Origin of the sequence: Streptomyces chryseus (genome assembly GCF_014650755.1) — a bacterium.
GTDB lineage: Bacteria > Actinomycetota > Actinomycetes > Streptomycetales > Streptomycetaceae > Streptomyces > Streptomyces chryseus.
Map to the genome: position 1 here is coordinate 1 of NZ_BMVO01000021.1, position 14,065 is coordinate 14,065.

Annotated in this window: 14 protein-coding genes; 6 read left to right on the forward strand and 8 right to left on the reverse strand. The window is 70.8% G+C overall.

Features of this window, described 5'->3' with window-relative positions:
• Positions 1-134: 134 nt before the first annotated feature.
• The 4 genes from icmA to IE185_RS25100 all read right to left on the reverse strand — a co-directional run bounded on the left by icmA (position 135) and on the right by IE185_RS25100 (position 4,357).
• On the reverse strand, positions 135-1,835 hold the full coding sequence (gene icmA / locus IE185_RS25085) for a coenzyme B12-dependent isobutyryl-CoA mutase large subunit (RefSeq protein ID WP_138899283.1): 1,701 nt from the start codon (positions 1,833-1,835) through the stop codon (positions 135-137).
• A 109-nt stretch (positions 1,836-1,944) separates the two neighbouring features.
• Positions 1,945-2,271, reverse strand: coding sequence for a DUF3817 domain-containing protein (locus IE185_RS25090; RefSeq protein ID WP_138899282.1), 327 nt, complete (start codon positions 2,269-2,271; stop codon positions 1,945-1,947).
• A 177-nt stretch (positions 2,272-2,448) separates the two neighbouring features.
• Positions 2,449-2,958 carry a MarR family winged helix-turn-helix transcriptional regulator gene (locus IE185_RS25095; protein WP_138899386.1) on the reverse strand — a complete coding sequence of 170 codons (510 nt, stop codon included), beginning with the start codon at positions 2,956-2,958 and terminating at the stop codon, positions 2,449-2,451.
• 10 nt (positions 2,959-2,968) lie between these two features.
• Entirely contained in the window at positions 2,969-4,357 is a 1,389-nt protein-coding gene (locus tag IE185_RS25100) for an MFS transporter (RefSeq protein WP_189716064.1), read from the reverse strand.
• A 94-nt stretch (positions 4,358-4,451) separates the two neighbouring features.
• Here IE185_RS25100 and IE185_RS25105 point away from each other — a divergent pair, with 94 nt between their 5' ends.
• A complete protein-coding gene (locus tag IE185_RS25105; protein WP_138907414.1) occupies positions 4,452-5,441 on the forward strand; it encodes an ArsR/SmtB family transcription factor in 990 nt (329 codons plus the stop codon).
• A 124-nt stretch (positions 5,442-5,565) separates the two neighbouring features.
• On the forward strand, positions 5,566-6,606 hold the full coding sequence (locus tag IE185_RS25110; RefSeq protein ID WP_138896592.1) for a glycoside hydrolase family 6 protein: 1,041 nt from the start codon (positions 5,566-5,568) through the stop codon (positions 6,604-6,606).
• Between the two features lie 87 nt (positions 6,607-6,693).
• Here IE185_RS25110 and glxA read toward each other — a convergent pair whose 3' ends face one another.
• From glxA to IE185_RS25130, 4 genes are all read right to left on the reverse strand, one after another.
• Positions 6,694-8,649 carry a radical copper oxidase GlxA gene (gene glxA / locus IE185_RS25115; protein ID WP_138896593.1) on the reverse strand — a complete coding sequence of 652 codons (1,956 nt, stop codon included), beginning with the start codon at positions 8,647-8,649 and terminating at the stop codon, positions 6,694-6,696.
• Between the two features lie 3 nt (positions 8,650-8,652).
• On the reverse strand, positions 8,653-10,464 hold the full coding sequence (locus IE185_RS25120) for a glycosyltransferase family 2 protein (RefSeq protein ID WP_138896594.1): 1,812 nt from the start codon (positions 10,462-10,464) through the stop codon (positions 8,653-8,655).
• Positions 10,465-10,627: 163 nt separating this feature from the next.
• Entirely contained in the window at positions 10,628-10,921 is a 294-nt protein-coding gene (locus IE185_RS25125; RefSeq protein WP_138896595.1) for an MTH1187 family thiamine-binding protein, read from the reverse strand.
• On the reverse strand, positions 10,918-11,262 hold the full coding sequence (locus IE185_RS25130) for a DUF3817 domain-containing protein (RefSeq protein ID WP_138896596.1): 345 nt from the start codon (positions 11,260-11,262) through the stop codon (positions 10,918-10,920). Before IE185_RS25130 ends, IE185_RS25125 begins: the two co-directional genes overlap by 4 nt.
• A gap of 130 nt (positions 11,263-11,392) precedes the next feature.
• Between IE185_RS25130 and IE185_RS25135 the strand changes: the two genes are divergently transcribed.
• The 4 genes from IE185_RS25135 (at position 11,393) to IE185_RS25150 (ending at position 14,037) form a co-directional block, all read left to right on the forward strand.
• Positions 11,393-12,031: an AIM24 family protein gene (locus IE185_RS25135; RefSeq protein ID WP_138896597.1), complete on the forward strand. Its 639-nt coding sequence runs from the start codon at positions 11,393-11,395 to the stop codon at positions 12,029-12,031.
• Complete coding sequence (locus tag IE185_RS25140) at positions 12,031-12,681, forward strand: AIM24 family protein (RefSeq protein WP_138896598.1); 651 nt, start codon at positions 12,031-12,033, stop codon at positions 12,679-12,681. Before IE185_RS25135 ends, IE185_RS25140 begins: the two co-directional genes overlap by 1 nt.
• Positions 12,678-13,454, forward strand: coding sequence for an AIM24 family protein (locus IE185_RS25145; protein ID WP_138896599.1), 777 nt, complete (start codon positions 12,678-12,680; stop codon positions 13,452-13,454). Before IE185_RS25140 ends, IE185_RS25145 begins: the two co-directional genes overlap by 4 nt.
• Before the next feature lie 106 nt (positions 13,455-13,560).
• The gene (locus IE185_RS25150) at positions 13,561-14,037 is read left to right on the forward strand and encodes a MarR family winged helix-turn-helix transcriptional regulator (protein WP_138896600.1); all 477 of its coding nucleotides are present in this window, start codon (positions 13,561-13,563) and stop codon (positions 14,035-14,037) included.
• Positions 14,038-14,065 lie beyond the last annotated feature (28 nt).

A 14,065-nucleotide genomic window follows, 5' to 3' on the forward strand; every position in this document is an offset into this window, starting at 1 on the left:
CTCCGACGCCACACTCCGCAAAAGGCGGCCCCCACACCAGAAACAACCACCGCCCCCGACCCACCAACGCCCCCGCAACCACCCCCCCACCCCCGACCACCACACCGACCCCAGCCCCCCACCCGCAGCCCCCCTCAGAACCCCGGCGGCTCCGTGTAGATGCCCCACTCGTCCCGCAGTACGCCGCAGATCTCGCCCAGCGTCGCCTCCGCGCGTACGGCCGTGAGCATCGGCTCGATCATGTTCGAGCCGTCGCGCGCCGCCGTCAGCAGCGCGTCCAGCGCGGCCCGCACCTTCGCGTCGTCGCGCGCCGCCTTGCGCTCCGCCAGCGTCCGTACCTGTACGCGCTCCACCTCGTGGCTCACCCGCAGGATCTCCAGGTCACCGGTCACCGAGCCGTGGTGGCAGTTCACGCCCACCACCCGCTTGTCGCCCTTCTCCACCGACCGCTGGTACTGGAAGGCCGACTCCGCGATCTCGCCGGTGAACCAGCCGTCCTCGATGCCGCGCAGGATGCCGGAAGTCATCGGACCGATCGGGTGGCGGCCGTCCGGATGCGCCCGCAGGCCGCGCTCCTTGATCTGGTCGAAGATCTTCTCCGCGTCCGCCTCGATACGGTCCGTCAGCTGCTCGATGTACCACGAGCCGCCCAGCGGGTCCGCCACGTTCGCGACGCCCGTCTCCTCCATCAACACCTGCTGCGTCCGCAGCGCGATCTCCGCCGCCTGCTCGCTCGGCAGCGCCAGCGTCTCGTCCAGCGCGTTCGTGTGCAGGGAGTTCGTGCCGCCCAGCACCGCCGCCAGCGCCTCGACCGCCGTACGCACCACGTTGTTGTACGGCTGCTGCGCGGTCAGCGAGACTCCTGCCGTCTGCGTGTGGAACCGCAGCCACTGCGCCTTGTCCGTCTGTGCGCCGTACACCTCCTTCATCCAGCGAGCCCAGATGCGCCGCGCCGCGCGGAACTTCGCGATCTCCTCGAAGAAGTCGACGTGCGCGTCGAAGAAGAACGACAGGCCCGGCGCGAAGTGGTCCACGTCCATGCCCCGGCTGAGCCCCAGCTCGACGTAGCCGAAGCCGTCCGCCAGCGTGTACGCCAGTTCCTGCGCGGCCGTCGCCCCGGCCTCCCGGATGTGGTAGCCGGAGACGGAGAGCGGCTTGTACGCCGGGATGGTCCGCGCGCAGTGCTCCATCAGGTCGCCGATCAGGCGCAGGTGCGGCTCGGGCTGGAAGAGCCATTCCTTCTGCGCGATGTACTCCTTGAAGATGTCCGTCTGCAGCGTGCCGTTGAGGACCGCCGGGTCGATGCCCTGCCGCTCCGCCGCGACCAGGTACATGCAGAACACCGGGACGGCCGGGCCGCTGATCGTCATGGAGGTGGTGACATCGCCCAGGGGGATGTCCTTGAACAGGACCTCCATGTCGGCGGCGGAGTCGATCGCCACACCGCAGTGGCCGACCTCGCCCAGCGCCTTCGGCTCGTCCGAGTCCCGCCCCATCAGCGTCGGCATGTCGAAGGCCACGGACAGGCCGCCGCCGCCGTTCGCCAGGATCATCTTGTAGCGCTCGTTCGTCTGCTCGGCGTTGCCGAAGCCGGCGAACTGGCGGATGGTCCACGTCCGGCCCCGGTAGCCGGTCGGGTGCAGGCCGCGGGTGAAGGGGTACTCCCCCGGCCACCCGATCCGCTCGAAGCCCTCGTACGTGTCGCCGGGGCGCGGCCCGTACGCCGGGTCGACCGGGTCTCCGGAGAGCGTGGTGAAGTCCGCGTCGCGCTTGCGGGCCTTGTCGTAACGGGCCTGCCAGCGGCGGCGGCCTTCCTCGATCGCTTCAGCGTCCATACCTTCGAATTTACTAGGACGTCCTAGTAAATGTCGATGGCAAACCGCCACGAGCCTCGCTCGTGGCGGTCGGGTGTCCCACTGCCGGGCGGCCGTGGCCGCGCCGGGGCTACGCCTTCGCCGTGGCCGGGGTCGCGCCCGCCACCAGCGGACGGGCCTCGCGCGTGATCTTCGGCTCGACGAAGAAGGAGGCGAACGGGATGCAGCCGGCGGCCAGCACCCACAGGAGCTTGCCGAACGGCCACTTCGCCTTGGTGCCGAGATCGAAGGCGAAGACCACGTAGACGATGAACAGCACACCGTGGATCTGCGAGATCAGCATGGTGTCGCCGGTCTGGAACCCGTACTTCGCGATGATCGCCGCGGTGAACACCAGCAGCCAGACGGCGGTGATGTACGCCATCACCCGGTATCGGGACAGCACATTCGACTTCATGCCATTGAGCGTAACGGGGCGCAATGGACGATCTTCGGGTGGGGCGGGCGGGCGTCACCCGCGTCGGCGCGAGGGCGGGCGTCACCGCGTCGGCGTGAGTGGGCGGGCGTCCTCCGTCCCGGCGGAGGCGGCCCTCGGCCGCTTCGGCGCGGGTGGCACCTCCACGCCCGGTGCGGCCTACTTCTCCTCGAAGTCGTGCGCCGCCACCCGCAGCGGCCTCAACATCGCGAAGATCTCCGCGCACTCCTCCGCGTCGTACGCCCCCAGCCCGAAGTCCATGGCCATCAGGTCGCGGGTCGCCGCCTCGACCACGTCGCGGCCCTTCTCGGTGATCGAGGCCAGCGTGCCCCGTCCGTCGTTGGGGTTCGGGCGCTTGTCGACGAGGCCGGACCGCACCAGCCGGTCGACGGTGTTCGTGACCGACGTCGGGTGGACCATCAGCCGCTCGCCGATCTTGGACATCGGCAGCTCGCCCTGCTTGGAGAAGGTGAGGAGCACCAGCGCCTCGTACCGCGCGAACGTCAGTCCGTACGGCTTGACGACGGCGTCGACCTCCGCGAGCAGGATCTGGTGCGCGCGCATGATGGACGTGATCGCGCCCATCGAGGGGACGGGTCCCCAGCGCTGCTGCCAGAGTTCGTCGGCTCTGGCGATGGGGTCGAACGGGAGGCTGAGCGGCTTCGGCACGGCGTCGACCTTACCGGCCGGTCATATCGTGAACATCCCCGTCTCGCGCTTCGGTCGAATTCGGTCCCGGTCCGCCTTTCCCGGCCCCGTCGAGCACGTTCGTACGCCGCACCTCGGTACGGCGGACTTCGGTACGCCGGTCGTCGGTACGCCGCACTTCCCTCAGCAGCGCGAGCACGCACCCCGTGCCCACGATCCCGAAGCCGGCCACGACGTGGTGCACGGGCAGAAACTCGGCGGCCAGGCCCGCGGCCGCCATCCCGACGCCCTGGACCGTCATCATCCCCGCCGTCATCACGGTCATGGCCCGCCCGCGCAGTTCCTCCGGCACGGCCTCCACGAACCACTGGTCGAGGCCGAGGGTGTACGCCGACGCCAGCCCCGTCAGGAGCAGCGCCGGCACGGCGAGGGGCAGGCCGGGCCGTACGGCGTACACAGCCAGCGGCAGCAGGCACACCGCCGCCACGGGTACGACGATCCGCTCGCGCCCCCGGGGACCCAGCGCGGAGCCGGCCCACAGCTCGCCCGCGATGTGCCCCACCGGCATCGCGCACATCAGCAGGCCGACGGCGGCGGTGCCCGCGCCGATCCGGTCGGCGTACGGCGCGGCGAGCGCTTCCGGCGCCACCACGAACGCCGGCGGCACCCAGAACATGAGCATCAGCGCCCGGGCCCGGCGGTGGGCGAAGACCGCGCGGGCGCCGAGGAGCGAGTCGCGCAGCAGGGTGCCTCCCGCGCCGCCGCCGCGCGCGGGGCGGCGGCGGGTGCCCAGGCGCAGCACCACGGCCGAGCCGAGGAAGGTCACGACGGTGATCCCGATGGCCGCCCGCGCCGGCATCAGCGCGAGCAGCACCCCGCCCGCACCGAAACCGACGAGCAACGCGCTCTGCGACACGATGCGCAGGAGCGAACGCCCGAGGACGAAGAGGTCACCGTCGCCGAGGATGTCGGCGAGGGTGGCGATCCGGGTCCCGCTGAAGACGGGCGAGACGGCGGCGACCGCGCAGCGCAGCGCGAGGAGGCCGGCGACGGGGGTTGCGGGCAGCACCATCAGGGCCGCGCAGGCGGCGCAGACCAGGTCGCAGACGACGAGGACGCGCCGGGCGGGGTAGCGGTCGGCCGCTCCGGCGAGGAGTGTGCCGCCGAGGAGGTAGGGAAGGAAACCGGCCGCGAAGGCGAGTGCGCTCATGAGCGGGGACCCGGTGAGGTCGTACACGAGAACGGTGAGTGAGATCTCGCAGACGACGACGCCGAGCAGCGACATCAGGTGCGCGGCGAAGACCGCCCGGAACTCCCGCACCTGGAAGACCGCGCGGTAGCCGGCGGGCGGCGCGCCCTCCCGGCGCAGACGGGGGCCGGGGCAGGGGCGGAAGCGGGAACGGCGGCGGGGTGGCGGCATGGGGAGCAGCCTGACCGGGGGCCGGTGGCGTGCGTAGACTTTCGGCTGGGGCCGAATCTTCGCCCCTGGGCCGTACGGGAGGCGAGCGGGCGCGGTGGCGTACCGGCTGTATCTCGGCGAGGCCGACCTGCTGCGCTGCCGGTTCGCGATCTCGCCGCTGTGGGAGACGCAGGAGGCGGTACGGACCCTCACGCGCCCGGAGCGGCACGGTTACCAACTGCCGTGGCTGCGCCGCATCCGCCAGGCCACGGCCGGCCTCGACCTCGCCCCGCTCTGGTTGCTGATGCCGCAGCGGGGGCATACGCCGGACTGCCTCGGGCCGCCGCCGATCGGGCCCGCGGCCACCTTCGAGGAGGAGATCGCGGCCGTACGGGCGGCCGATCCGGCAGCCGCGCGGGACGACATCGCGCAGTCGCTGGCGTGCACGCCGGGAGCCTCGGACAGCGCGACGGGGCGGGCGATGCTCGACGATCCGGGGCGCACGGTGCGGGACATGGCCGCGCTTCTGGAACGCGCCTGGCGCGCCCTGGTCGAGCCCGACTGGCCTCGGCTGCGGGCGCTGCTGGAGGCGGATGTGGTGTTCCATTCGCGGCGGCTGGCGGAGGTGGGCCTGGGCGGGCTGCTCGGCGAGCTGAACCCGAGGCTCGCGTGGTCGGGCGACGGCCGTACGCTCACGATCGACCGGCCCGGCACGTACGAGCGCACCCTGGGCGGCCAGGGTCTGGTGCTGATGCCGAGCGTGTTCTGCTGGCCGGACGTGGTGAGCGGTTTCGAGCCGCCGTGGCAGCCGACCGTCGTGTATCCGGTGCGCGGGATCGGCGGGCTGTGGACGGGGGCGGCCGAGCGTACGCCTCAGTCGTTGGCGCGGTTGCTGGGGCGGGGCCGGGCGGATGTCCTGTGCGCGCTGGAGGAGCCGGCGTCCACGTCGGCGCTGGCGCACGCGCTCGGGATGGCCCCCTCGTCGGTGTCGGCGCACCTGTCGGTTCTGCGGGACGCGGGCCTGCTGGTCTCGCGCCGCTACGGCCATCAGGTCCTGTACGAGCGCACTCCTCTGGGCATCGCCCTCGCCTCGACGGCGCCGTAGCCCCGGCCCCGGACTCCCACCGCGCGCCCGGTCGCGGTGGTGTCGCAGCCGGGGGCGATATGGGTGTTATGCAACGATTACCCGGTCCCTATCGTCGCCCAGTCGAACCGTTCAAGGGGGCTGGATGTCCGGCCGCAGTCCGACCCGCTCGCTCATCGCCGCAACCGTCGCCTTCCTCGCGCTGGGCGTCGCCGCCTGCTCGGACTCCGGCGGCTCGGCGCCCGGCCCGGGGTCCGGCCGGGCGGGCGAGTCCACCGCCGCGCAGAGCCGGGGGGAAGGCCAGGACTCGTCCCCGTACTGGGTCGACCCGCAGAGCGACGCCGCCCGCCAGGTCGAGGCGTGGGACGCGCAGGGCCGCGACGCCGACGCCGACGTCCTGCGGCGGATCTCCGAGCGGCCGGTCGCCGGCTGGCCGTCCGGGGACGACCCCGCGCCCGACATCCGCGACGCCGTGCGCGGCGCCGCCAAGGCCGCGCGGACCGTCGTACTGGTCGCGTACAACATCCCGCACCGCGACTGCGGCCAGCACTCCGCCGGCGGCGCGCCCGACGCCGACGCCTACCGGCGCTGGATCGGCGCCTTCGCCGACAGCATCGGCTCCGCGCCGGCCATCGTGGTCCTGGAGCCGGACGCGGTGGCGCACATCGTGGACGGCTGCACCCCGCCCGAGGAGCACGACGAGCGCACCGCGCTGCTCTCCGAAGCCGTCGACCGGCTGAAGCGGCAGCCGAAGACCAAGGTGTATCTGGACGCCGGCAACCCGGCCTGGATCGACGACCCCGGCAAGCTCGTGGAGCCGCTGCGGCGCGCCGGCGTGGAGCGGGCCGACGGCATCTCGCTCAACGTCTCCAACTTCCAGACCGACGAGGCCGTCAAGTCCTTCGGCTCCCAGCTCTCCGCCCTGCTCGGCGGCGCCCACTTCGTCATCGACAGCAGCCGCAACGGCAACGGCCCCCTGTCCGGCGGCCGCACCGACGCCTGGTGCAACCCCACCGGACGCGCCCTCGGTACGCCGCCCAGTGACCGCACCGGGGACCCGCTGCTCGACGCGTACCTGTGGATCAAACGGCCCGGGGACTCGGACGGCGAGTGCCGCGGCGGCCCGGCGGCGGGCACCTGGTGGCCGGACTACGCCCTGGGGCTCGCCCGCCGGGCGAAGGTGTAGGCACGGGCGCCGCGCCGAGGCCCGGCCGCCCGCGCCGCACGGACGTGCGGGCACCGGCGCGCCGACGGGCCGGCGTACGCGCCGCCCTTACCGCACGTGGATCCACTTCGCCTCCGACGGCGTCCCTTCGGCGTCCGTGACGAAGAGCATGTACCAGCCGGGCGGCACCAGCGACTTGTCGCCCGGCACCTCCACCGTCACCGCGCTCCGGCCCTTCCTCAGCTTCAGTTCGATCGAGCGCTGCTCGACGTCCGTCGTGTGCGTCACGGCGCTCGGCCGCATCAGCCGGGCCCGCGCGATCCGCTCCGGGTGCGCGGACTTGAACGTCGCCACGCCCGACGCGGGCAGTTCGCGCGGTCCGGCGCCCAGCACCGGTCGCAGCGCCTTGTCCCGGAAGAGGTAGGGCGGGGTGTAGATCTCCATCCGCTGCTCGAACTTGCCCAGCTTCGTGTTGTCCTTGTCGCCGAAGAGGGAGTCCGAGCCGAAGGTCACCACCCGGCCGTCGGGCAGCAGCAGGGCCTCGGAGTGGTAGTTGCGGCCCACCGTCGGCTCGGCCGCCGCCTTGAAGGCGTTCGCCTTCGGGTCGTAGAACTGCGCCTTGAGGATGTTGCTGGCGCCGCGCCCCCGGTAGTCCTTCGAGCCCCCGCTGGTGAAGACGGTGTCGTCCGGCATGATCACGCTGTTCAGGTACCGCGTGCCCTGCGGGAGTTGGGGGCCGGTCTTGAAGACCGGGCTGTCCTCGTCCAGGTCGATGATCGCCGTGCGGCCGGTCGCCTTCCCGGACTCGCCGACCCCGCCGCCGCCGAGGATCATCACCCGCTGGTCCTGGGCGGGCGGCAGGACCAGCGAGGCCGCGGTCTCGGTCTGGTCGAGGTCGGTCAGCCCGCCGACCTTCTTGAAGGTGTTCTTCTCCAGGTCCCAGATGCCCGGCTCGCGCCCCTTGTCGGCCGGACCGTAACCGGCGTTCGCCCCGGAGTAGAAGACCTTGCCGCCCTTGGTGAGGAAGAGGGCCGGGTACGTCGGGAAGTACCGGAAGGGCGCCTTCGACCACTTCTTCGTCTTCGGGTCGTAGTACTCGTTGTCGCCGGAGAGGATCGCGCCGACGTCGTCGAGCCCGGAGACGGCGAGCACCTTGCCGTCCTGGAGGGTGACCAGCGTCGGGTACCAGCGGGCCTCCTTCATGGGGTCGACGGGTATGTACCGCTCCGCCTTCGGGTCGAACTCGTACGCCGCCCTGATCCCCTGGAAGTCCTGCTTGTCCATGGTGATCGCCTCGGCGAGGCCGTAGGCGTTGTCGGCGTCCTCGCCCTTGAGCCCGACGATCTCGTACTGCGCCGCCTCCTTCGTGACGGCCCGCGGTCCTTCCTCGGCGGCCTCGACGAAGACGCGGGCCTCGGCCGCCTTGACCGAGGTCTTCCAGGGCAGCATGCGCCCGCTCTTGGCGTACGAGATCTTGAACTGGCGCTTCGCCTTCGGCACCGTCACGTCGAACTTCGACACGTACGTGACACCGGACGGCGAGCGGAAACGGGTGCCCTTCTTGAAGGTGATGGCCTTGTCCGGGTTCTCGTTCTTCACGCGCATGCCGCCGCCGGCCCGCATGACCTGGTCGCCCAGCACCTCGTAGCGCGCGGTGCCGCCGGCCACCAGCAGCCGGCCGTCGGGCAGTTGGGCGTGTCCGGCGCAGAAGAAGTCCTCGGGCGTCGGGACCAGCTCGAAGGAGTTGTCCTTCGGGTCCCACAGCACGGTTTCGAAGGTGCCCTCGTCGAACTTCTTCTGTTCGTTGCCCGAGCCCGCGATGATCAGCACCTTCCCCGTGTTGAGCAGGGCCGCGTGGATCGCGTTGGTGCGGTACTTCTCCGGTATGTCGACGGTCGACCAGGAGCCGTACTGCGCCTTGTAGCCGGGCTGGGCGATCTTGTACGCGTGGTACTTCTCCTCCGCGAAGGTCAGCGCCGCAGGGGCGTTGAGTCCCGCGAGCACCACGACGGCTCCGCCGCCCAGCAGGGTCTTCTTGAACTTCTTCGTCGGCCGGTAGGCCATGGTTCAGTTCCCTCCGGTCGTCGTGGCGAGCGCGGGCTCCGGCTCCTCGCCCGGTACCGCGCCACTCGCGTGGCCCTTGGCGGGCCTGAGTACCTTGGCCGCGGCGCGCTCGCGTGCGGAGGTCCAGCACCACACCGCGACCGGCGAGAGCGAAATGACGAGCGCCAGCACGGCCCAGGTCCGCATGGCCGCGTGGGTGTGACCGAGGTGGAAGGAGGCGACGAGCGAGCAGACCAGTACAGCCGCCCAGAACAGGTGGATACGGAAGGTCATCAGCCGGTCGGGGCTGGCCTCGCCGCCCTTGGGCGTGACCACGAACCTGCCCCGGGTGCGCAGCACCGCCGAGCCGAGGGACTTGGCGTAGATCGGCGCGCAGAGCGCGGACATCGCCATGCCGGCCAGTCCGCCGGAGCCCTCGGGCTCGTGCGGCGAGACGTTGTGCCGCCTGTTCCACAGGTAGAGCCCGATCTGGAGCGCGGCCGCGTCGCTGTAGAGCATCAGCCAGACCGAGGACGAGACCTGGGTGCCGGACGCCCCGAACCACAGGAACAGGACGCAGCTGAGGATGCCGAGCAGCCAGTTGACGGCGGTCATCGGGTAGTAGACGAGCATCAGCGTGTACGTGAGCAGCCGGCCCGGCGGCACCCGGAAGGGCGCCTTCCAGAACTGCTTGAACAGCGTCTCGTAGGTGCCGCGCGACCAGCGCAGCTGCTGGGTGAAGAAGTCGGTCCAGGAGGCGGGCCCCTCGCCGACGGCCAGCACGTCCGGGGTGTAGACGGAACGCCAGAAGCGCCCGGTCTCCCGGTTCCTCCTGCGGTGCAGTTCGAAGCCGGTGGCCATGTCCTCGGTGATCGAGTCGTACAGGCCGCCGACCTGCATGAGGGCCCGCACGCGTACGACGTTGTTGGTGCCGACGAACATGGGGGCGCCGTAGCGGTTGCCCGCGCGCTGGATCAGCGCGTGGAAGAGGAACTGCTGCGACTCGGCGGCCTTGGTGACGCACGCGTCGTAGTTGCCGTACACCTGCGGTCCGACGACGAAGGCGATGTCGGGGTCCCGGAAGTAACCGAGCATGCGTTCCAGGAAGTTGGGGAGCGGCACGTGGTCGGTGTCGACGGAGGCGAAGAAGTCGTAGGCGCCGCCGTGCATGGCGAGCCAGGCGTTGTAGTTGCCGTGCTTCGTCTTCGCCCGGTGCGGGCCCCTTCGGGTGTTCCACTCGGGTACGCCGTTGCGGGTGAAGTGCCGTACGCCCAGCGCCGCGCAGAGCGCGCGGGCCTGCTCGTCGTCGCCCTCGTCCAGGAGCCAGATGTCGAGCGGCCCGTCGTGCCGCAGCGCGACCGCGCCTTCGAGGGTGGCGCGCACCATGGACAGGGCCTCCTTGCCCGGTACGTACGTCGTGAGGAACGCGACCCGGGTGCCGGGCTCGGGGGTCACGGGTACCGGGTCCCTGGCGACCATCGTGGCGTGGGCGATCGACACGACGTTGACCAGCATGAAGAGCATGATCAGGCCGATCGAGGCCAGCATCACCATGTCGAGGTGGACCAGCCACCGTTCGCCGCCTTCGCGTTCGGTCCAGTGCGTGGGCCAGACGAGGTAGACGAGCAGGAGCGCCGAGAGCAGCGGAGCCAGCGTCATCAGCAGCACGGCGCGTATTCGGTGCGGTTCCTGCGCCATCAGACTCCGGTACTGCACCCGGTACCCGGTGGCGACGGGCTCGGTCAGCGGCCCGGCGAGCCGGCTGTGGGTGTCGTAGTCGTAGCCGTTCGGCCGCACTGTGCCTCCCGCAGTCGAGGGCGTTCGATACCCCCACATAAAGGGACATTGGGCGGCGTGTCGAACCGGGTCGTCCGAGCGGGCGCATTTCGGCGTCGAGTTGTTTGAACGACGAAGCGACGGCGACGCGACGGCGGAGCCGCGACGGGGCGTGACGAAGCCCCCGGCCGCCAGGGCGGCCGGGGGCTGTCGGACGGTCGGATCAGGCGCTCAGGTGGCGCTCCACCGTCTCGACCTTGGAGGTCAGGCCGTCGGTGACGCCGGGCCGGATGTCGGCCTTCAGTACGAGCGAGACGCGCGGGGCGCGGGCCTCGACGGCGGCGACGGCTCGCTTCACGACGTCCATCACCTCGTCCCACTCGCCCTCGACGGAGGTGAACATCGCGTCGGTGCGGTGGGGCAGCCCGGACTCGCGGACCACGCGCACCGCGTCGGCGACGTACTCCCCGACGTCCTCACCGACACCCAGCGGGGTGACGGAGAAGGCGACGATCATGCGCCGACCACGCCTTCCTTGCGGGCGCGGCCCGCGATGACCGCGTCCTCGGCCTCGCGCTTGAGGCGCTTGTCGGCGAAGAAGCCGCCGGTCGGCAGGACCGACATGGCGAAGTAGAAGGCCGCCGTCCCCAGCGACCACTTGGTGCGGTTCCAGGCGTCGGCCCAGAAGAGCACGTACAGGACGAAGAGCAGACCGTGGATCGCGCCCATGACGGGGACGGCGTTGAAGTCCGTGGTGCGCTTGAGCACCGAGCACACGAGCAGCAGCAGGAAGGAGACCGCCTCGGGTACGGACACCAGGCGGAGGCGGCGGAGTGCGGAAGCGGTCTTGATGTCCACGGAGGGGCAACCTTCGTCGTCGCAGGAAACGGTCGATCTTGTGAACGGACGCACAAGCTCGCACCCCATTGTGGCAGCCCGCTCCCGCCGCCCTTTATCAGGGTCGGGGTCACGGGATACCGTCACCCACGTGGCTCAGTTCCGACTCCAAGGCAGCAAGGTGCTCGCCGTCGACATGACCGGCGACGCCGTCAAAGCGAAGAACGGCTCGATGGTCGCGTACGACGGCCAGATGGCCTTCAAGAAGATGTCCGGCGGCGGTGAGGGAGTGCGCGGCATGGTGACCCGCCGCCTGACCGGCGAGCAGATGACCATGATGGAGGTGAAGGGCCACGGCACGTGCTGGTTCGCCGACCGCGCGAGCGAGATCAACCTCGTCCAGTTGCACGGCGACAAGCTGTACGTCGAGTCCAGCAACCTCCTGTGCACGGACGCGGGCCTGCGCACCGGCACCTCCTTCACCGGACTGCGCGGCGGCGCGACCGGCAACGGGCTGTTCACCACGACCGTGGAGGGCACCGGGCAGGCGGCGATCATGTCGGACGGCCCGGCGGTGGTGCTGCGCGTGTCCGCCCAGTACCCCCTCCAGGTCGACCCCGGCGCGTACATCGCCCATCAGGGCGACCTCCAGCAGCACTTCCAGTCGGGTGTGACCTTCCGCACGCTCATCGGTGAGGGCTCGGGCGAGGCGTTCCAGATCCGCTTCGAGGGCGAGGGGCTGGTCTACGTGCAGCCGAGCGAGCGCAACACCGTCGGGGGCGACGTCTGATGCCGTTCCGCGAGATCAACGCGAAGATGGTCGAGGCGCGGGTGGCGCCCGGCCAGAAGATGTTCAGCCAGCGCGGCGCGATGCTCGCGTACCAGGGCGACGTGTCGTTCACGCCGAACATCCAGGGCGGTCAGGGCGGCGTGATGTCCATGATCGGCCGGCGGGTCGCCAACGAGGCCACCCCGCTGATGACGGTCGAGGGCTCGGGCACCGTGCTGTTCGGCCACGGAGGCCACCACATCCAGGTGATCAACCTGACCGGCGAGACCCTCTGCGTCGAGGCGGACCGCCTCCTGGCCTTCGACGGCACACTCGCCCAGGGCACGATGTTCATGGGCTCGCAGGGCGGCGTCATGGGCATGGTGCGCGGCCAGGTGACCGGCCAGGGCCTGTTCACCACCACGCTGGGGGGCCACGGCGCGGTCGCCGTGATGGCGCACGGCGGCGTGATCGAGGTCCCCATCACCCCGCAGCGCCCGGTGCACGTGGACCCGCAGGCGTACGTGGCGCACCACGGCGACGTACGCAACAAGCTCTCCACCGCACTCGGCTGGCGCGACATGGTGGGTCGCGGCTCGGGCGAGGCGTTCCAGCTGGAGCTGTCCGGCAACGGCGCGGTGTACGTACAGGCCTCGGAGGAGAAGCTGTGACCGGCCCCGTGATCTTCGACCCGCACACGCTCCCCTCCGACGACAACGTCACTCCGTACACCTTCTGCGTGGAGCTCAAGGGGAGCCAGTGGTTCCTGCAGAAGGGGAAGATGATCGCCTACTACGGGCGCATCGACTTCAACGGCATCGGCCACGGCCGTTTCGAGCGCCTGCTGCGCACCAGCTTCCACTCGCCGCTGCACGCGAGCGACTGGGTGGTGGCGGAGGGCCAGGGCAAGATGCTGCTCGCGGACCGCGCGTTCGACGTCAACTCCTACGACCTCGACAACGGCAACCTCACCATCCGCTCCGGCAACCTCCTCGCGTACGAGCCGAGCCTCGCGCTCAAGCAGTCGATCGTGCCGGGCTTCCTCACCCTCATCGGCACGGGCAAGTTCGTGGCGGCCTCCAACGGCCCCGTGGTCTTCATGGAGCCCCCGATCCGCGTGGACCCGCAGGCGCTGGTCGGCTGGGCGGACTGCCCGTCCCCGTGCCACCACTACGACCACCAGTACATGACAGGCGTCATGGGCGGGATCAGGTCACTCACCGGCATCGGCGGCACGTCGGGCGAGGAGCACCAGTTCGAGTTCGTCGGGGCCGGCACGGTGCTGCTGCAGTCCACCGAACTCCTCATGGCGGAGCAGGCCACGGGCGCGGTCCCGTCGCAGGCGGGAGTGCCCGGCGGGCACGGCGGCGGGGCGGGGCAGCACGGCGCCGCACCGCGCCTTCCCGGTCAGCTGGGGGACCTCCAGCGTCGCTTCGGGCTGTGAGCGGTAGTCTGCGGAGTGTGACGTCGAACGTCTGCGCCCTTGTCGCGTGCCGGGCGTCACACTCCGCAATTCGTCCAGCTTTCAACTTCTTAGGTAGAATCCATACATGGAGACCGAGACGGCCACCCACTGGCTGACCGATGCCGAACAGTGCGCCTGGCGGACCTACCTGGACGCCAACAGGCTGCTGACCTATCAGCTCGAAAAGGATCTTCAGCCGTACGGGCTGACCATCAACGACTACGAGATCCTGGTCAACCTCTCCGAATCGGAGGAGCGCCGGCTGCGGATGAGCGACCTCGCCGCGGCGACCCTCCAGTCCAAGAGCCGCCTCTCCCACCAGATCACCCGCATGGAGAACGCGGGACTGGTCCGCAGGGAGAACTGCGAGTCCGACCGCCGCGGTCTGTACGCCGTACTGACCGACCAGGGCAGCGAGACCATGCAGCAGGTCGCCCCCCACCACGTGGAGTCCGTACGCCGGCACTTCATCGGCATGCTCTCCCCCGAGGCGCTCGCCGACATGGAGGCCGCCCTGGCTCCCGTCGTCGAGCAACTGCGCGGCCGACGGGGCAGGATCTAGCGGGCCGGCCGGGCTGGGAGAGCACCGC

Bases quoted from the DNA above. Each gene is read 5' to 3' on its own strand.
- IE185_RS25110 (WP_138896592.1), top strand. From the start codon at position 5,566: ATGTCCGGCCGCAGTCCGACCCGCTCGCTCATCGCCGCAACCGTCGCC.
- IE185_RS25090 (WP_138899282.1), bottom strand. From the start codon at position 2,271: ATGAAGTCGAATGTGCTGTCCCGATACCGGGTGATGGCGTACATCACC.
- IE185_RS25150 (WP_138896600.1), top strand. From the start codon at position 13,561: ATGGAGACCGAGACGGCCACCCACTGGCTGACCGATGCCGAACAGTGC.
- IE185_RS25125 (WP_138896595.1), bottom strand. From the start codon at position 10,921: ATGATCGTCGCCTTCTCCGTCACCCCGCTGGGTGTCGGTGAGGACGTC.
- icmA (WP_138899283.1), bottom strand. From the start codon at position 1,835: ATGGACGCTGAAGCGATCGAGGAAGGCCGCCGCCGCTGGCAGGCCCGT.
- IE185_RS25140 (WP_138896598.1), top strand. From the start codon at position 12,031: ATGCCGTTCCGCGAGATCAACGCGAAGATGGTCGAGGCGCGGGTGGCG.
- IE185_RS25120 (WP_138896594.1), bottom strand. From the start codon at position 10,464: ATGTGGGGGTATCGAACGCCCTCGACTGCGGGAGGCACAGTGCGGCCG.
- glxA (WP_138896593.1), bottom strand. From the start codon at position 8,649: ATGGCCTACCGGCCGACGAAGAAGTTCAAGAAGACCCTGCTGGGCGGC.
- IE185_RS25100 (WP_189716064.1), bottom strand. From the start codon at position 4,357: ATGCCGCCACCCCGCCGCCGTTCCCGCTTCCGCCCCTGCCCCGGCCCC.